The sequence below is a fragment of the Streptomyces sp. NPDC059477 genome (genome assembly GCF_042749375.1).
Taxonomy (GTDB): domain Bacteria; phylum Actinomycetota; class Actinomycetes; order Streptomycetales; family Streptomycetaceae; genus Streptomyces.
The window spans coordinates 18,817-37,113 of record NZ_JBHYUG010000012.1 but is presented as its reverse complement, the minus strand read 5'-3'; the positions used below and the strand labels follow the sequence as shown (position 1 = coordinate 37,113).

Here is an 18,297-nt window from a genome sequence, read left to right as displayed (position 1 = left end):
CCTTGTTGACTCGGTTCACAGTCGATGCTCTTATTGACCCATCGAACGAGCGACTGCCCGACAGAGGCGGTCAACGCTTTGGGGAGGGAACTGCCATGGGCATGAAGGGCAAGATCGCGCTGGGCGCAGTCGTGGGGATCGTCGTCATCGGCGCGGTGTCGGTGAGCGGTGGGGGCGACGACGGTTCCGGCGGCGACAAGGGCTCTTCGGCGTCGGCGGAGGGCGCGTCCGGCGACCAGAAGGAGTCGGGCTCGGGGGACGCGGCCGAGGAGACCGAGAAGAAGGAGTCGGCGTTCGGCGGGGACGGCGAGTATCAGATCGGCTCCGATGTGCCGGCCGGTACCTATCGGACCAGCGGCAACACCGACGCGATGTGCTACTGGGAGCGCGCGAAGGACGCCAAGGGCGAGTTCGAGTCGATCCTGGCGAACGACAATGTCACCGGCACCAGTTACGTCACCATCCCGGCGTCCGACAAGATCTTCAAGTCCAGCGGCTGTTCGGACTGGGAGGCCGTCGACCCGGACGCCAAGGGCGGTACGCCGGCGACGGAGATGGCGGGCGACGGGGGGATGTTCAAGGTCGGCGTCGACATCGCGCCCGGCACCTACACGTCGTCCGGGAACACCGACGACATGTGCTACTGGGAGCGCGACAAGGACGCCGAGCACGGCCTGGAGTCGATCATCGCGAACAACAATGTCAGCGGTTCCGCGATCGTGACGATCACCGCGTCCGACGCCTACTTCAAGACGTCCGGCTGCCAGGACTGGAAGAAGACGGCCTGACCCAGGGCCGACAGACCGGCAGACCGACGGACCGACCCGCCTGGGCTCCGTGTGGGGCGTGAACCATCCAGACACGCCCCGCGCCCCACGCCGAACGCCCCACCCGCGCCCCGCGCCCCACGCCGAGCGCCCCACCGCACACCCCGAACAAGCGGCCCCGCCGCACACCCCCCCCGGGCCCGGAAGCCCGTATCTCCGAGGATCTCCCATGCGTCGTACGACACTTGCCGCCCTGTGTCTCGCCACCGTGACGGCCGCCGGTCTCACCGGCTGCGGGTCCGGCCAGGACGGCGGCGGCACCGGCCGGGCGCAGACGACGGACCCGGTGTCCGCCGCCCCGGCCGCGTCCACCTCCCCCACGGACCGGTCCGCGTCAGCAGAACTCTTTCCCGGGCTGACCGGCGGCGAGATCGCCGAGCGGGCCGTCGAGGCGACCGCGGCGGCAGAGTCGCTGCGGATGAAGGGCGACATCCCCGACGAGACGAGCGGCGGCACGATCCGGCTCGACATGGCGGTGGACCGGAAGGGCGACTGCGCGGGCACGTTCGGCTTCGACGGTCAGGGCGAGGCCGAGTTGATCAAGACCGGCGGCTCCCTCTATCTGCGCTACGACGAGGCGTTCCTGCGCGCGCAGAGCGAGGGCGAGCCCCAGGAGGACGTCGACGCGACGGTCGCCCTGCTGGCCGGGCAGTGGACCCGGACGTCGGCGACGGACGCGGACGGCACGGACATCGGGGCGTTCTGCGATCTGGACACCGTCCTGGCCGGCGCCGGGGGCGTGCGCTCGGACGCCACGCGCGGTGAGACCACCACCGTCGACGGCACGCCCGCGATCGTCCTGCGCGAGAAGGACGGCGCCGACACCTACACGTTGTACGTCGCCACCGAGGGGGAGCCGTATCTGCTGCGAGTGGACAGTGCCGCGGCGAACGACCCGGGCAGTGTCGTCTTCAGCGACTTCGACGAGCCCGTACCGGCGGACGAGCCGTCCGGCGAGGTCATCGACGTGGACGAACTGACCGGCTGAGCCACCGCCACCCCCGACGTCACCACCGAGTCCGCCTCAGTCCGCGCTGAACCGAGGCGGGGCCGCCGTCGGGTTGCCGCCCGTCGGGAGGGGTTCGTCGGGGCAGCCGGACAGGACGCGGGTCATGGCGTCCCGTTCTGCGGACGTCACCCACAGGCCGTACTTGCGCTTCACGGCGACCTGGCCCGCGACATAGGTGCACCGGTACGCCTTGTTGGGCGGCAGCCAGGTCGCCGTGTCGCCGTCGCCCTTGGAGCGGTTGGTGCTCGCGTCGACGGCGAGCAGGTTCAGGGGGTCGTTGGCGAAGGCGATGCGCTTGCCGGCCTCCCAGCCCTGGGCGCCCTTCTGCCAGGCGTCGGAGAGGGCGACGAGATGGTCGATGTCGACCTGGCTGCGCCCGCGTACGTAGGCGACCTCCTGACCGGTGTAGGGGTCGGGGTCGAGCGTGCCGGAGGCCACCTCGCAGCGGCCGTCGGTGAACTCCACGTCCGCCAGGTCCCGTTCGAGGATGTCGTCGCGGGTGTCGCACCGGTTGGAGTCGGTGTCGGCCCAGGGGGTGCCGAACCGGTCCCGGTCGTACCCGGTCTTCGGCGCCCGGCCCTTGACCGTCAACTCCCGGGCGGCGGCCAGCGCCGCGCCCCCACCCTGGCCCGCCGCTGCGCCCCCGTCCCCGCCGCCGGGCTCCGCCGGTTCACCGGTGCCCGGGATTCCCTCCGTGCAGCCGGTCACGGCCATCAGCAGCGCGGCGGCGATCACGGCCCCACCCCTCAGACGCATCACGGCGTGCCCCTCCCCCTCACCCGCGCTCACCCGCGCGTTCCGCCCCCGACGGGCGTTCCCCGCCTCCCGCGAACCGTAGCGCCCGAGAGGTTCAGACCACACCACACCCAGCCGCGCAATTTACGCAACTCGGGCGTATCGTCGGTGTTGAGTCACCTCCGGAAGGAGCTCTGGATGGGCATCTTCGACAGGTTCAAGAGCCACGGTCAGGACAAGGCCAAGCCCATGTCCGACGCGGCGGAACAGAAGGCCAACGAGAAAACGGGCAACAAGTACGAGAGCCAGGTCGACGACGCGCAGCAAAAGGCTGAGGGCGCGCTCGGCATGGACCGCGAAAGGCCCGAGCAGCCGTAGGCCGGAGACCCCACGGAGGACACCCCGAACCACCTCGAATCACCTTGCACCACCACGAACATCATGACCAGCATGAACATCACGATCCGTCGTGAAACACCTTGAACCGAAGCCGTCCGCGGCACCTCACCTCCCGCGGGCGGCTTCACCCGTACCAAGCCCGGCGGTCACGCGCACCGGGCCCGGCGGTCACCCTCACCGGACCCGACCCCACCCCTATCGGACCCGGCGGTCACCCATACCGGCCCCAGCCAGCACGCCTAGCGCCTAGCGCCCCGCGCCCCGCGCCTACGACCCCACCACCGACGCCAAGAACTCCCCCACCCACCCCAGCAGATCCCGCCCGACCAGCGGCTTGCCGCCCACCTTCGTGGTCTTCGGGCGCGGCACCAGCACCTGGTGCGCGGCGGGCTTGATGACACTGCCGGGGTACAGCCGCTTCAGGCGCAGTTCCTGCGACTCGCGCAGCTCGACGGGCGCGAAGCGGATGTTGGTGCCCTGGAGGACCACCTCGCCCACCCCGCACGCGCGCGCCAGCATCCGCAGGCCGGCCACCAGGAGCAGGTTCTCGACGGGCTCGGGCAGCTTGCCGTAGCGGTCGGTGAGTTCCTCGCGGACCGCCCTGATGTCGTCCTCGGTGTTGGCGGAGGCGATCGACCGGTACGCCTGGAGACGCAGCCGCTCGCCGGGCGCGTAGTCGTGCGGGACGTGCGCGTCGACCGGCAGTTCGATCTTGACCTCCAGCGGCGGGGGCTCCTCGATCTCGCCGGTCTCCAGCTGCCGCCGGTAGTCCGCGACGGCCTCGCCGACCATCCGGACGTACAGGTCGAAGCCGACGCCCGCGATATGGCCGGACTGCTCGCCGCCCAGGAGGTTTCCGGCGCCGCGGATCTCCAGGTCCTTCATGGCGACGTACATGCCCGCGCCCATCTCGGTGTGCTGGGCGATGGTCGCGAGCCGTTCGTGCGCGGTCTCGGTCAGCGGCTTCTCCGGCGGGTACAGGAAGTACGCGTACCCGCGCTCCCGGCCGCGCCCGACGCGCCCGCGCAGCTGGTGCAGCTGGGAGAGGCCGAAGGTGTCGCCGCGCTCCACGATGAGGGTGTTGGCGTTGGCGATGTCGATGCCGGACTCCACGATCGTGGTCGACACCAGCACGTCGAACTTCTTCTCCCAGAAGTCGACCACGACCTGTTCCAGCGCGGACTCCGACATCTGCCCGTGCGCGGTGGCGATCCGCGCCTCGGGGACGATCTCGCGCAGCCGGGCCGCCGCGCGGTCGATGGATTCGACCCGGTTGTGGATGTAGAAGACCTGGCCCTCGCGCAGCAGCTCGCGGCGGATCGCGGCGCCGATCTGCTTCTCCTCGTACGGGCCGACGAAGGTGAGCACCGGGTGGCGTTCCTCGGGCGGGGTGGTGATGGTCGACATCTCGCGGATGCCGGTGACCGCCATCTCCAGGGTGCGCGGGATGGGGGTCGCGGACATCGTCAGTACGTCGACATTGGCGCGCAGCTTCTTCAGCTGCTCCTTGTGCTCGACGCCGAAGCGCTGTTCCTCGTCGACGATGACCAGGCCGAGGTCCTTGAACTTGGTCTCGGCCGAGAACAGCCGGTGGGTGCCGATGACGATGTCCACCGAGCCCTCGCGCAGCCCCTCCAGGGCCGCCTTGGCCTCGGTGTCGCTCTGGAACCGGGACAGCGCCCGCACATTCACCGGGAACTGCGCGTACCGCTCGCTGAACGTCCCGAAGTGCTGCTGCACCAGCAGTGTCGTCGGCACGAGGACCGCGACCTGCTTGCCGTCCTGTACGGCCTTGAAGGCGGCCCGCACCGCGATCTCGGTCTTGCCGTAGCCGACGTCGCCGCAGATCAGGCGGTCCATGGGGACCGACTTCTCCATGTCCTCCTTGACCTCGGCGATGGTGGTGAGCTGGTCGGGCGTCTCCGCGTAGGGGAAGGCGTCCTCCAGCTCGCGCTGCCACGGCGTGTCGGGCCCGAAGATGTGGCCGGGGGCGGCCATGCGCGCGCTGTAGAGCTTGATCAGGTCGGCGGCGATCTCCTTGACGGCCTTCTTGGCGCGGGCCTTGGTCTTGGTCCAGTCGGCGCCGCCGAGCCGGTGCAGGGTGGGCGCCTCGCCACCGACGTACTTGGTGATCTGCTCCAGCTGGTCGGTGGGGATGTACAGGCGGTCGCCGGGCTGGCCGCGCTTGGCGGGCGCGTACTCCACGACCAGGTACTCGCGGGTGGCGCCCTGCACCGTGCGCTGCACCATCTCGATGTAGCGGCCCACGCCGTGCTGCTCGTGGACGATGTAGTCGCCCGCCTCCAGGGTGAGCGGGTCGATGGTCTTGCGGCGCCGCGCGGGCATGCGCGCGCCGTCGCGTCCGGCGGCCTTCTGGCCGGACAGGTCGGTCTCGGTGAGCACGGCGAGCTTGAGCGCCGGGTCCACGAAGCCGTAGTCGATCGAACCGCAGGCCACCTGCACCAGGGACGGGCTCAGTTCGCCCAGGTCCGTGTCCAGCCGGGCCGCGATGCCCTCACCGCCGAGCACCTCGACCGTACGGGCGGCCGGGCCGTGGGCCTCGGTGACGTACACCGTGCGCCAGCCGTCGGCGAGCCAGCCCTTGGTGTCGGCGAGCGCCCGCGCGGTGTCGCCCCGGTAGGTCTCGGGCGCGTGCATGCCGAGCTTGAGGGTGTCGCCGGCGTCGGTCTCGAAGCCCGCCGTCAGTTCCTCGTCGGCGGCGAACGGCGACACCGTCCACCACAGCGTGCCCAGCTCCCGCGCGCGTGCCCGTACGTCCGCGATGGGCCACAGGGAGGCCGCGCCGACGTCGATGGGCGCCTCGCCGCCGCCCGCGGTGGCCGCCCAGGACGCCAGGAGGAACTCCTGTGAGGTCGCCACCAGATCCGCCGCGCGCGTACGCACCCGCTCCGGGTCGCATACGACGGCCATCGCGCCCTGGGGCAGCACGTCCAGCAGCAGTTCCATGTCGTCGACCAGGACCGGGGCGAGGGACTCCATGCCCTCCACCGCGATGCCCTCGGCGATCTTGCCGAGCAGCTCGCCCAGCTCCGGGTGGGCCTCGGCGAGCGCACGCGCGCGTGCCCGCACGTCGTCGGTGAGCAGCAGCTCCCGGCAGGGCGGTGCCCACAGGCCGTGTTCGGCGACCTCCAGGGAGCGCTGGTCGGCGACCTTGAAGTAGCGGATCTCCTCGACGTCGTCGCCCCAGAACTCGATGCGCAGGGGGTGTTCCTCGGTGGGCGGGAAGACGTCCAGGATGCCGCCGCGCACGGCGAACTCGCCCCGCTTCTCGACCAGCTCCACGCGCGCGTAGGCGGCGCCGGCGAGGGCGTCCACGATCTGGTTGAGGTCCGCCGTCTGCCCCGTCCGCAACGCCACCGGCTCCAGGTCGCCCAGGCCCTTGACCTGCGGCTGGAGCACGGACCGCACGGGCGCCACGACCACCGAGACGGGGCCCGTCTCCGGGTCGTCGGGGCGCGGGTGGGCGAGGCGCCGCAGCACGGCGAGGCGTCGGCCCACGGTGTCGCTGCGGGGGCTGAGGCGCTCGTGCGGCAGCGTCTCCCAGGAGGGGTACTCCACGACGCCGTCCGGCGGCAGCAGGGAACGCAGGGCCGCCGCCAGGTCCTCCGCCTCACGCCCGGTGGCCGTGACCGCGAGCACGGTACGGGTGGACTCGCGGGCCAGCGCCGCCACCGCGAAGGGGCGGGCGGCGGGCGGGCCGACCAGGTCGATGTGCATGCGGTTGCCGTCGGCAGCCGCCTTGATCGCTTCCGCGAGGGCGGCGTCCTTGACGACGGCGTCGAGCAGACCGTGCAGGCTCATGGAGGGGCTTTCTTTGTCCGGGGGTGGGTCGGGTCGGGTCGGGTCGGGAGGGGGCTGGGGGCGGGATCGGCGCTGACGCCGACACCTGAAACTCGGGACACCGAAACCCGGGGCACCGAAATTTCGGGGGTGGGCAACACGAAGGGCCCGACACGCGTCACGGGCCGGGGTGTGTCCAGCCTACGACGCCCCACCGACAGCCGCCGGAGCGCTGAGAAACCGCCCCGGCGCACACGCCCCCGTCCCGCGCCCGCGCCCGCACTTCGCGCCCCCTCCTCTCCCCAGGCGGCGAACCGGTGCCCGCCGACAGCGAACCGGCCCCTACCGGCCCCCACCGGCCCCCCGGAACGCCGACGGCCCCGGCAAGCGCGTACTGCGCCCGCCGGGGCCGTCCTCCCCCGCAACCCCCGTATGCGGTGGTCGTGAACCTTCCTGGACTTCCCGGCCCTTCCTGGACGCCCTTCCTGGACCCTCCCGGCCCTTCCTGGACGCCCTTCCTGGACCTTCCTGGTTCCTGGGCCCCTCCCAGCCCCGCCCGGCCCCCGCCCCCAGCCCCCAGCCCCCGGAGAGATCAGTCCGTCGCGATCGCGTTCAGGACGTTCATACGTCCCGCCCGGAAGGCCGGTATCAGCGCGGCGAACAGTCCGACGAAGGCGGAGCCGATGAAGACGGCGATGATCGTCGGCCAGGGGATCTCCAGGACCTTGAGCCCCTCCAGGGCGAGCAGTTGCTGGGCGGTCGCGCCCCAGCCCATGCCCAGGCCCAGGCCGAGCAGGGCGCCGAACAGGGCGATCACCACCGACTCCAGGCGGATCATCCGCCGCATCTGCCTGCGGGACAGGCCGATCGCCCGCATCAGGCCGATCTCCCGGGTGCGCTCCACCACCGACAGGGCGAGGGTGTTCACGACCCCGAGGACGGCGACGATGATCGCGAGGGCCAGCAGGCCGTAGATCATGTTCAGCATCTGGCCGACCTGGTCCTGGATGGCTTCCTTGTAGTCGCTCTGGTCCCGGACCGTGTACTGCGGATAGTCGTCCAGGGAGGTCTCCAGCGCCTTGTACACCGCCGCAGCCCGGCCGTCCTCGGCCGACGCGAAGAGGATCGAGTCCAGCGGCATCTTGTCGGCGGGAACGTACGTGGCCATCGTGTCGATGGACGTGTACATCGCGCCCGCGTCGATGACCGCTTCGCTGCTGGTGATGGCGCGGACGGTCAGCTGGGCCGTGGAGCCGTCCTTGAAGTCGACGCCGATCGTGGAGCCGAGGCTGATGCCGTGGTCCTTGGCGAACTGCTCGTGGACGGACATGGAGTCCGGCTGATAGGCGTCGGCCAGGTCGCCCTGGACGGTCTCGACCCTGAGGTCGGTGGCGTACGTCGGGTCGGCGGCCGTGATCGCGGTGCCCTTGAGCGTCTCGCCGTCGGGGGTGCTGAAATCGGCCTGCGTCCACTTGTACTCGGTGACATGGCCCACGCCCTCGGTGTCCCGTACCGCCTGCACGGCCTGCGGGGTGATGAGCTGGCCGCTGTCGCTCTGGATGATGAAGTCCGTGCCGACGCTCTGGTCGAGTTCCTCGGTGGCCGAGGCGACCATCGAGGAGCCGACGACCGACAGACAGGCGACCAGGGCGAGGCCGATCATCAGGGCCGCGCCGGTGGCGCCGGTGCGGCGCGGGTTGCGCAGGGCGTTGCGCTCGGCGAGGCGGCCGACGGGGCCGAAGGCCCGTAGCAGGATCGCGCTGAGGACCCGGACCACGGCCCCGGCGAGCAGCGGGCCGATGGCGACGAAGCCGATCAGCGACAGCAGTACGCCGCCGCCGAGCCACAGGGCGCCCTCGCTCGCCTTGTCGGCGTCGGCCGCGAGGTAGAGGCCGAAGACGCCGCCGCCGGTGAGCAGCGCTCCGATGGCGGCGCGGATCCGCCCTGCCCTGGCGTCGGGCGGGGCTCCGGCGTCGCGCAGCGCGGCCATGGGCGAGACCTTGCCCGCGCGGCGGGCCGGGAGATAGGCGGCCAGGACGGTGACGACGACGCCGAGGACCATGCCGACCACGGGGGTCGTCCAGGCCACGGTCAGGTCGTCGGTGGACAGGTTCATGCCCGCTGCGCCCATGAGCTTCATCAGGCCGACCGCGAGCCCGACACCGCCGAGCACGCCGAGCACCGAGCCGACCAGGCCCAGCAGCAGCGCCTCGACCAGCACGGACCGGTTGACCTGCTTGCGGGAGGAGCCGATGGCCCGCATCAGGCCGATCTCCCGGGTGCGCTGGGCGACCAGCATGGAGAACGTGTTGATGATCAGGAACACGCCGACGAGGAAGGCGATCCCGGCGAAGCCGAGCATGGCGTACTTGATGACGCCCATGAACTCCTCGACGTCCGCCGCGCCCGCGTCCGCGACCTCCTTGGCGGTCTGCACCTTGTAGCCGCCGTCGAGCGCCGCGCTGACGTTCTTCTTGACCTGGGCGTCGGTGAAGCCGGGCGCCGCGGTGACGTGGACGCTGGTGAAGACGTCGCTCTCGCCGGTCAGGATCCGCTGGGCGGTCGGGACATCGAGGTAGAAGACCGCGGCGCCGGGGTTGGTGACCGTGAAGTCGGCGATGCCGGAGATCTTCGCCTGGTGGGTGCCCAGGGCGGTGATGATGCCGATCCGGTCACCGAGCTTGAGGTCGTGCTTGTCGGCGGTGTCGCTGTCGACCATGACCTGGTCGGCGCCCTGGGGCGCGGCACCGGAGGCGATCTCCATGGTGCGGGCGTCGTTGCTGTTCCAGCTGCCCACGATGGTCGGGGCGCCGCCGGACGCCGAGAGGCTGTCCTTGTCGGCGTCGATCACGGTCACGGAGGTCGAGGCGACGGCCCCCTCCACCGACCGGACGCCCTCGGCGCCCTTCGCCCGCTCGGCCACGGACGCCGGCATCACCGGGGGCCTGCCGTTGTCGGCGGTGGTCTCGCCGGTGTCGGAGGCCTCCTCGGTGCTGATGGTGACATCGGCGGCGGTGGCCTGGAAGAGCTTGTCGAACGTCGTGTTCATGGTGTCGGTGAACACGAGCGTGCCGCAGACGAAGGCGACCGACAGCAGCACCGCCACCGCCGACAGGGCCATGCGCCCCTTGTGCGCGAGGAAGTTGCGCCGGGAGGTCTTCCACACGGTCATGACGTGCGCCCCCGCGCGTCGAAGTCCTTCATGCGGTCCAGGACCTGATCGGCGGTCGGGTTGTACATCTCGTCGACGATCCGGCCGTCGGCGAGGTACAGCACCCGGTCCGAGTAGGACGCGGCGACCGGGTCGTGGGTGACGATCACGATGGTCTGGCCGAGGTCGTCCACCGAGCGGCGCAGGAAGCCCAGTACCTCGGCGCCCGCGCGGGAGTCGAGGTTGCCGGTGGGCTCGTCGCCGAAGATGATCTCGGGCCGGGCGGCGAGGGCGCGGGCCACGGCGACCCGCTGCTGCTGGCCGCCGGAGAGCTGGGTCGGCCGGTGCTTGAGCCGCCCGGCGAGCCCGACGGTCTCCACGACCTGCTCCAGCCAGGCGCGGTCCGGCTTACGGCCGGCGATGTCCATGGGCAGCGTGATGTTCTCTATCGCGTTCAGCGTCGGCAGCAGGTTGAACGCCTGGAAGATGAAGCCGATCCGGTCGCGGCGCAGCTGGGTGAGCTTCTTGTCCTTCAGACCGGTGATCTCGGTGTCGTCGAGATAGATCTTCCCGCTGGAGACGGTGTCGAGACCGGCCAGGCAGTGCATCAGGGTCGACTTGCCCGAGCCCGAGGGGCCCATGATCGCGGTGAACTGACCACGGGCGATGTCCACGTCCACATGGTCGAGCGCGACGACCCGGGTCTCTCCGGCCCCGTACGCCTTGACGACCTGCCGCGCCCGCGCGGCAACGGCCGTACGCCCTCCAGTGCCCCCGTGCCTGGGAATGGTTACAGCCGATGTCACGGTATTTCTCCTATGTCGGTCAGTGCTGGATCGTGTGGCGACCAGGTCGCGGACAACGTGGTGGGTCGGGCGGTCGTACGCCCAGGTGGTGCCGCCGTACGCGGTGCGGCCCCGCCTCGACGAGTCTCCCGTCCGGGAGGGGTCCCGCACCCTGGTGCCCAGCGCAGTCTTTTACTGAGGAAAACCCCACCCCCCAAGGTGCGGTGAACCGTCTCCTCAGCGCCCCCCGTCGGCGTAAAGCCAGGTTAAGGAAGCCCCCCGGGGCCTCTCATCCTCCGCGGGTACGAACCCTCCCCCACCCGTGCGACCGAGGTACCCCTAGGGGCAGTCCACCGCCGGGCGGAGTCCTTCTCAGGGTCGGCTCCACCGTCCGGTGCAGTGAGCCTCCACCCTCCTGCGACGTGAGGGTCAAGCCTCCCGCCGTGTGAGGCGGACCTCCCACCGAGTGAGAGGCAGGCCTCCCGCCGCCCCCCCCTGCCGGACCTCCCGCCCCGGCGGCCGGTGATGGGAAGCTGTCGCACGGCAGATGACTGCAAGGGGAAACCAGTTGGGGAGGGGATACCACGTGGGCGGCAGCAGACCCGCGATATCCGGCACCGACACCGCGCAGCGGGCCGCGAGGGGCAAGCGCGGGGCCGTCGTCGCCGCGCTCATGCTCTCGATGGCGCTGGCCGCGCTCGACTCCACCATCGTCTCCACCGCCGTACCGCAGATCGTCGGCGACCTCGGCGGGTTCTCCGTCTTCTCCTGGCTGTTCTCCGGCTATCTGCTCGCCGTCACCGTCAGCCTCCCCGTCTACGGCAAACTCTCCGACACCTTCGGCCGCAAGCCGGTCCTGATCGCCGGCGCCATCCTGTTCCTGCTCGGCTCCCTGCTGTGCGCGCTCGCCTGGAACATGGGCGCCCTCATCGCCTTCCGCATCCTCCAGGGCCTGGGCGGCGGCGCCCTCCAGGGCACCGTCCAGACCCTGGCCGCCGACCTGTACCCGCTGAAGGAACGCCCGAAGATCCAGGCCAAGCTCTCCACCGTGTGGGCGGTCTCGGCGGTCGCCGGTCCGGGCGTCGGCGGCGTCCTCGCCGCGTACGCCGACTGGCGCTGGATCTTCCTGGTCAATCTGCCCGTCGGCGGACTCGCCCTGTGGCTGATCGTCCGTCATCTGCACGAACCCCAGCGCGAGGCCGGGCGCGAGGTCCGGCCAAAAGCGCGCGAGGTCCGGCGAGCGGCGCAAGGAGGCCCGCGAGAAACGCGGCCCGCGCGCCCGCGCGTGGACTGGGAGGGCGCGCTCGCCGTGTTCGCCTGCGGCGGCGTCCTGCTGACCGCGCTGGTGCAGGGCGGGGTCGCCTGGCCCTGGCTGTCCGCCCCGTCGCTCGCCCTGTTCGGCGGCGGACTCGCCCTGGCCGCCCTCGTCGTCGTCATCGAACGCCGCGCGGCCGAGCCCATCATCCCCGGCTGGGTGTGGCGCCGCAGGCCGATCGCCGCCGTCAACCTCGCCCTCGGCGCGCTGGGGCTGATGATGGTCGCACCGGCGGTGTTCCTGCCCCTGTACGCGCAGTCCGTACTCGGACTCGGGCCCATCGGGGCCGGAATCGTGCTGTCCGTGTGGACGCTGAGCTGGCCGATCTCCGCCGCGCTCAGCCAGCACGTCTACCGGCGCATCGGCTTCCGCGACACGGCGATGATCGGCATGGGCCTCGCCACGCTCATCCTGTTCGCGTTCCCCTTCCTGCCCTACCCCGGCCAGGCGTGGCAGCCGACGCTGCTCATGCTGCTCCTCGGGGCGGCGCTCGGCCTGTTCCAGCTCCCGCTGATCGTCGGCGTCCAGTCGACCGTGGGCTGGGCCGAACGCGGCACCGCCACCGGGTCGATCCTGTTCTGCCGCCAGACCGGCCAGACCGTCGGCGCGGCCCTCTTCGGCGCGATCGCGAACGGGGTGCTGGCCGCCCGGCTCGGCGGCGCGAGCGACCTGGACTCGGTCACCCACGGGCTCGGCACGGGCGCCACCACCTCGGAGGCGACCCGCCGGGCCGTCGCCGCCGCGGTCGACGCGGTCTACCTGGGCGCGGCCTGCGCCGCCGCCCTCGCCTTCCTGGTCGTCCTCACCCTGGCCCCGAGACGCTTCCCCGTCCTCAAGGAGAACGCCCTTCCCGAGGAGAGCGGCCCTCCCGAGGCTATGAGCGGCCCTCCAGCCGAGCACGCGCCTCCCGAGGAGAACGCCCCGCCCAAGGAGAACGCGCCTCCTAAGGAGGGGGCTTCGAGCGACTGACCGGCGTGTCGAAGCGTCGGCGCGTCGACATCTCGGCGTGTCGAAGCGTCGGCACCTCGGCGTGTCGGCGCGTGTCGGCGCGTGTCGGCCCACCGAGGGTCAGGGCCCAGGGCCCACGTCACCCCACCCGGCTCCCCGGGCCGACCGCCTCACTCCGCCGGAGCCCGGCCCCCCGTCAGCGCGGCCAGGCTGCTGCGGACGTTGTCCATCTGCGCGCGTACGTCGTCCCAGCGCTCGCCGTGTTCGCACAGCACACGTTCCGTCTCGCGGGCGATGCGGTCCTCACGCAGACGGGCGTCGGCGAGAAGTTCCGCGGCACGGGCACGAGCCTCCTCCTGGAGGCGCCCGGCGGACTCCTCGGCGGCGGCGAACGCCTGCTGGGCGGCGGCGAGAGCGGCCTCCGCGCGGGCGGCCCGCTCGGCGTGACCGGCGTCAAGGGCGGCGGCCGACCCGACGACCTCACGCTCGGCGGCGGCCCAGCGCTCGGCATGCTCCTTGTGCTGCTCGGCGAGCATGCCGGTGGTGCGCTGCCGCACCTCGCGCAGCGCGGAAAGGGCCTCGCCACGCCCCTCCTTGATGTCCCGCCGGGCGCCGACACGCAGATCGTCGGCCTCCGCGCGGGCGGCGAGCAACAGCTGACGGGCGCGTTCCTCGACCTCCGCGCGGAGCGTGTCCGCCTCCTCCTGCGCCTCCCGGCGCACACCGAGGGCGTACGACTCGGCCTCGGCGACCCGCTCCTGCCCCGCCCGCCGCACCCCGTCCCGTACGGCGTCCGCCTCTTCCTGCGCCAGCCGCAGGACCCGCTGCGCGCGCTCGCCCAGACACTCGTACGTCTGCGGCGGCAGCCCGGCGGCCGTCTCGCGAAGTCGCCCGGCCTCCGCCTCCATGTTCTTGGCGAGGACGGTGAGACGCGCGGCGCGTTCCCAGGCGGCGTCACGGTCCTGCGAGAGGGCCTCGGTGAACGCGTCGACCTGATCGGGGCGGTAGCCGCGCCCCCGGACGGTCACGAACCCCTGCGGCGACACCCATGTGCCGTGCATCCTGGAACCCCTCTCCGCCGGACCGGACATAGACATGCATGAAGTTCGATTTGCCGCATATCTTGGTAGACCGGACGGAGGTGTCCATAACGCGACACTCCGCAGCCAGGTTACGGAGGCTTCGACAAGCCGTCCCATACGCCCACATGCCGGTACATCGGCACGCCAGTCCATCCTCCGTACGCCCGCAGGCACGCACGCAAAAGGGCCGCCCCCGCCACAACGGCCGGGAACGGCCCTCCACGCGCGCGTGCGCCTGCTCATCGACTCAATCGAGCAGCGGCACCCCACTCTTCACAGAACAGCGACAGCGCCACCCCGCACCGGACAACGCGTCACAACAACCCGTCCCACATCTGCTCCAGCAGCACCGACCACCAGCTCTCCGGCGAACCGAGCGCCGCCGGATCGAGCGCGGCCAACTGAGCCTGGAAATCGACGGTCCACCGCCCCGCCTGCTCCTGGTTCAACCCGAACCGCAGCCGCCACATCCGCCCGAGCAGCGCCAGACACCGTACGAACTCCGGCAGCCCGGTGTTCACGAACTGCGGCGGCACCGGCGCCCCGCCCGGCCCCGGCTCCACCGGCACGGCCACGATGTTCGCCGTGCCGTACTGCACACAGATCGCCTTGCCGAAGTCACTGCCCATGACGAGATACGAACCGGCGTCCGCCGCCGGCCGCACCCCGCGCTCCTGCGCCAGCTCCGCCAGCGTCGGCACCGGCCGCCCCGGCTGGGCCTGCGCCCAGAAGAACGGGCCCATGTCCACCGGCAGCCCGGCCACCACCAGCGTGTGCGCCACGACCGGCGGCACACCCTGCCGGGACACCGCCGCCTGCTCGAACCGGAACACCCCCGGCCCGAACGCCCCCGCCAGCTCCTGCGCCACCGCCTCCGGCGGCACCGGCGGCGCGGGCTGCACCGGCGGCAACGGCGCCCGCACCGGCCCCGGACGCGCCGGACCGTCGGCGACCTGGTGCAACTCACCCTGGTGCGCCAGCAATTGCCGCATCCCCTGCTGCCGGCTCGGGTGATCCGTGCCGTACGAGGCGATGCTCGTGATCCGCGCCTGCGGCCACTGCTCCCGGATCATCCGCGCGCAGTACGCGCCCGGCAGCTCACAGGACTCCAGCTCGGTGTGGAGTTCGAGCACCTGGTCCTGTGGCACGTTCATCGCGCGCAGCTCGTGGAAGATCTGCCACTCCGGATGCGGCGTCCCCGGCGCGGAACGCCGGATCACCTGCTGCTCCGAACCGTCCTGCGCCCGGTACCGCAACACGGCCTGATATCCGGGGCCGACCGTCGGCTGCCCCTGCGGCGGATACCCGTACGCGGGCGGCTGCCCCGGCAACTGCATCGGCATCGGCGCCTGCCGCCCGGGAGCGGGCGCCACCGCCTGGGGCGCCCCGGGCGCCTGCGGCGGCGGAGGAACGCCGGGTCCGCGCACCGGGGGCCCCGACAGGACGGTCTCCTCATAGTGCACGGCACCTCGCGAGGCACCCGGGGCCCCCGGAGCGCCGGGCACTCCCGGACCGCCGGGGGCGCCCGGACCCCCCGGCGGAACACTCGGCGGCGGCCACGCCCCCGCCCCGGACGGCACACCCGGCACACCCGCCCCGTGCGACGGCACCATCTGCGTCGGCACATACCCACCGGACGACCCGCCAGGCACCCCCGGCACGCCAGGAGGCGGCGGCGGAGGCGGCGGCGGAGTCAGCCCCCGGCCACCACGCCGTGGCGGCGGCCCCGCCTTGCTGGTGGCGGCATCGGCGATATCACCGGCATGCGACCCGGCCGGCGGCCCCGGCGGCGCACCCGGCGGACGACCGTACGAGGCACCGCCCGGCGGCGCGGGCGTGCCCGGCGCCGGAGTCCCCGAAGCGGGCGTACCGGGAACACCCGGCCCCCGCGGACCGGGCGGCCCCTGCGGATACCCGTACGTGGGCGCGGGCGGCGGCGTACCACCCGGCGGAACAGCCCCGGACGGGACAGCCCCCGGCGGGACAGCCCCCGGCGGAACGACACCCGGAGGCACCGCACTCCCCCCGTACGACCCATGCGCCCCCACCGCACCACCACGCGCACCAGGCCCGCCCGGTACGCCAGGAACACCACCGGTGCCCCGCACCCCGGCCCCGTCCGAGTCGTCGAGCGCAGGCGCCGAGACCGTCGGCGGAAGCCCGCTGCCGCCGGACATCAGCGCGGTCGCCGCCTCCGGCGCCACCGAAGGCGGCGTGTCCTCGTCGTCGGCACCGCTCAGCGGAGGCGCGAAAACGGTCACGGGCAGCGGTACGGAACGATCCTCACCGCCATCGGCGTTCGTGTCCGTCCCCGCCCAAGGAGTCGCCCCGGCCGGCGCACCCGGCACCCCGGACCCGGCAGGCACCCCGGCCTGCGTCGGGGCCAACGCCCCACCCAGCGACCCGCCCCCGGAAGAACCCCCCGCACCCCCGGAACCGGAACCGGAAACCCCGGCACCACCACCAGCACTGGAATCGGCAGCACCCCCACCCCCCGCCCGCCGATCCGCAATCCCCAGCTTGTCCGCCGCCTCCTGCAACCACTCCGGCGGAGTCAGCAGGAACGACGTCTGATTCAGATCCACCCGAACCGCACCCCGCGCCGCCGCCGGCACCGCGTCGGCGACACCGCCGTACTCCTCCTCGTACCGGCGGATCACCTCACCCACCGGCAACGACGGCCACAGCGTCGCCTCCCCGCTGTCACGGGCGATGACCAGCCGCTGGGCGCCACCGTCCGAGCGCGGGCCGTCCGGACGGTCCTCCGCCCACACCACGAACCCGAGATCGAACTCCCGCACCCGCACCTCCCGGTGCTGGTACGAGGGCAACTCCCCGTTGACCCACTCCTCGGCCCGCTCCTGCGCCTGCGCGAACGTCACCATCGTCAGCCCACTCCCCGCTCGCCCACTCCGCGCCCGCCCCGCACCGCGCTCATTCCCCGACCCCGGAACCAGCCCCGGAGCCAGCCCCAGCCCCACCCCCACCACTCACCGGCACCACCCGCGCGAACCCGCCATCCACCATCAGATTCGCCACGGTCTCCAACTCCGGCGGCGAACCCGCCAGCCGCGCCAGAAACACATCGAAATCCTCACCGCACGGCAGCAGCAACCGCGCCACCCGGTCCGCCGGCGGCACCGAGGGATCCACGTCCCGCGCATCGTCGTACGCGCAGAACCACACCGAACCGATCCGGTCGCCCTTCACCTTCACCGCGAGCAGACCACCCTGCACAAACCCCACACCCAGGTAGTCCTTGGTGAGGTGATCACGCAAGCACTTGTTCACATACACCAGATCATTGACCGCCGCCTCGTCACGCACCGTGAAGAACGGCTGATCCACCAGCAGCCCCAACTCCGCGTCCAGCGCCGTCCCCACCGGCGCACACCCGCCCGCCGCCTTCAGGAACGACCGGTACGCACCCGGCAACCGGTACCCGAGATCCTCCTCCACCCCCAGCACCTGCTGCTCCGTCACCGCCACCCCCGACTTCGGCAGCCGGAAATGCGCGGGCCGCGTCTCCTGCAACGGACGCGTCCCCCGCTTGCCCTGATCCACGGCCGCCGTCGCGATCCCCCCGTGATGCCGCAACAACGCCTTCACCTCGACCGGAACCAACTCCAGCCGCCGCGTACCCACCGCGTGATGCCAGGTCCAGCCGTGCGGCGTCGCCACCGGCGCCACCGTGTCCCACAAATCGTGCCCCGACGCCGACAAGGCCGCGTTCGCCGACACATAATCCGTCAACCGCAGCTCATCCACGCCAAAACCCTCCGGCGGCTCCGCGATCTCCGCCACCGCACGCGCGTACGGCGAGAAATCGGGGTAACCACGCTCATCCACCCGTACCCCTCTGGGATGACGAGCGGCCCGCACCGGATCCGGGAAATGCACGATCTGCCCGGCATAGGCCGCATTCGGCGGCGCGACCTGCCCCCCGGCCTGGCGGCTGGGCGGCGCCCCCAGCCCGAGCCGACCTGATGTCATGGCGGTTGCCCCCTGCGGCACTCTGTACGGACAGCGGCGACCCCCTTCGGCCCACCACACCCCGTATCCGACTGTCTCTCGCTGCCTGTCACTGCCTGTAGCTGTCTGCCGTCGTACGTCGTCGTCCATCACGGCCCGCCGACAACCACCGACCCGGCGACCACGCCTGCCGACGGCCACCGGCGTGCCGACCACGCGCATCGCGTGCCGACAGCCTATGCGGAACCCGAACACCGGTCACCGGCACCGGCC

The 18,297-nt window shown here is 72.0% G+C and carries 11 protein-coding genes; 4 read left to right on the top strand and 7 right to left on the bottom strand.

All coding sequences use genetic code 11. From position 1 onward, the window contains the following. Positions 1–95: 95 nt before the first annotated feature. Positions 96–788: a hypothetical protein gene (locus ACFXAZ_RS08830; protein ID WP_384586798.1), complete on the top strand. Its 693-nt coding sequence runs from the start codon at positions 96–98 to the stop codon at positions 786–788. A 208-nt stretch (positions 789–996) separates the two neighbouring features. Further along, the gene (locus tag ACFXAZ_RS08825; protein WP_384586796.1) at positions 997–1,815 is read left to right on the top strand and encodes a hypothetical protein; all 819 of its coding nucleotides are present in this window, start codon (positions 997–999) and stop codon (positions 1,813–1,815) included. Between the two features lie 36 nt (positions 1,816–1,851). On the opposite strand, the gene ACFXAZ_RS08820 is transcribed toward ACFXAZ_RS08825, so the two are convergent. Further along, on the bottom strand, positions 1,852–2,595 hold the full coding sequence (locus ACFXAZ_RS08820) for an HNH endonuclease family protein (protein ID WP_384586794.1): 744 nt from the start codon (positions 2,593–2,595) through the stop codon (positions 1,852–1,854). 174 nt (positions 2,596–2,769) lie between these two features. Here ACFXAZ_RS08820 and ACFXAZ_RS08815 point away from each other — a divergent pair, with 174 nt between their 5' ends. After that, positions 2,770–2,949: an antitoxin gene (locus tag ACFXAZ_RS08815; protein WP_384586792.1), complete on the top strand. Its 180-nt coding sequence runs from the start codon at positions 2,770–2,772 to the stop codon at positions 2,947–2,949. A 288-nt stretch (positions 2,950–3,237) separates the two neighbouring features. On the opposite strand, the gene mfd is transcribed toward ACFXAZ_RS08815, so the two are convergent. The 3 genes from mfd to ACFXAZ_RS08800 all read right to left on the bottom strand — a co-directional run bounded on the left by mfd (position 3,238) and on the right by ACFXAZ_RS08800 (position 10,728). Then, entirely contained in the window at positions 3,238–6,792 is a 3,555-nt protein-coding gene (gene mfd / locus ACFXAZ_RS08810; protein WP_384586790.1) for a transcription-repair coupling factor, read from the bottom strand. A 571-nt stretch (positions 6,793–7,363) separates the two neighbouring features. After that, on the bottom strand, positions 7,364–9,943 hold the full coding sequence (locus ACFXAZ_RS08805) for an ABC transporter permease (protein ID WP_384586788.1): 2,580 nt from the start codon (positions 9,941–9,943) through the stop codon (positions 7,364–7,366). Next, positions 9,940–10,728: an ABC transporter ATP-binding protein gene (locus ACFXAZ_RS08800; RefSeq protein WP_384586786.1), complete on the bottom strand. Its 789-nt coding sequence runs from the start codon at positions 10,726–10,728 to the stop codon at positions 9,940–9,942. The genes ACFXAZ_RS08805 and ACFXAZ_RS08800 overlap by 4 nt, the downstream gene beginning before the upstream one ends. 565 nt (positions 10,729–11,293) lie before the next feature. On the opposite strand from ACFXAZ_RS08800, the gene ACFXAZ_RS08795 reads away from it, so the two are divergent. Next, entirely contained in the window at positions 11,294–12,991 is a 1,698-nt protein-coding gene (locus ACFXAZ_RS08795; protein WP_384586784.1) for an MFS transporter, read from the top strand. A gap of 149 nt (positions 12,992–13,140) precedes the next feature. Here ACFXAZ_RS08795 and ACFXAZ_RS08790 read toward each other — a convergent pair whose 3' ends face one another. The 3 genes from ACFXAZ_RS08790 to ACFXAZ_RS08780 all read right to left on the bottom strand — a co-directional run bounded on the left by ACFXAZ_RS08790 (position 13,141) and on the right by ACFXAZ_RS08780 (position 18,045). Then, positions 13,141–14,031 carry a DivIVA domain-containing protein gene (locus tag ACFXAZ_RS08790; protein ID WP_384586783.1) on the bottom strand — a complete coding sequence of 297 codons (891 nt, stop codon included), beginning with the start codon at positions 14,029–14,031 and terminating at the stop codon, positions 13,141–13,143. 335 nt (positions 14,032–14,366) lie between these two features. Further along, positions 14,367–16,937, bottom strand: a complete 2,571-nt coding sequence (locus ACFXAZ_RS08785; RefSeq protein WP_384586781.1) for an SUKH-4 family immunity protein — start codon at positions 16,935–16,937, stop codon at positions 14,367–14,369. A gap of 49 nt (positions 16,938–16,986) precedes the next feature. Then, entirely contained in the window at positions 16,987–18,045 is a 1,059-nt protein-coding gene (locus tag ACFXAZ_RS08780) for an SMI1/KNR4 family protein (protein WP_384586779.1), read from the bottom strand. Positions 18,046–18,297 lie beyond the last annotated feature (252 nt).

Bases quoted from the DNA above. Each gene is read 5' to 3' on its own strand.
- ACFXAZ_RS08830 (WP_384586798.1), top strand. From the start codon at position 96: ATGGGCATGAAGGGCAAGATCGCGCTGGGCGCAGTCGTGGGGATCGTC.
- ACFXAZ_RS08825 (WP_384586796.1), top strand. From the start codon at position 997: ATGCGTCGTACGACACTTGCCGCCCTGTGTCTCGCCACCGTGACGGCC.
- ACFXAZ_RS08815 (WP_384586792.1), top strand. From the start codon at position 2,770: ATGGGCATCTTCGACAGGTTCAAGAGCCACGGTCAGGACAAGGCCAAG.
- mfd (WP_384586790.1), bottom strand. From the start codon at position 6,792: ATGAGCCTGCACGGTCTGCTCGACGCCGTCGTCAAGGACGCCGCCCTC.
- ACFXAZ_RS08805 (WP_384586788.1), bottom strand. From the start codon at position 9,943: ATGACCGTGTGGAAGACCTCCCGGCGCAACTTCCTCGCGCACAAGGGG.
- ACFXAZ_RS08790 (WP_384586783.1), bottom strand. From the start codon at position 14,031: ATGCACGGCACATGGGTGTCGCCGCAGGGGTTCGTGACCGTCCGGGGG.
- ACFXAZ_RS08785 (WP_384586781.1), bottom strand. From the start codon at position 16,937: ATGGTGACGTTCGCGCAGGCGCAGGAGCGGGCCGAGGAGTGGGTCAAC.
- ACFXAZ_RS08780 (WP_384586779.1), bottom strand. From the start codon at position 18,045: ATGACATCAGGTCGGCTCGGGCTGGGGGCGCCGCCCAGCCGCCAGGCC.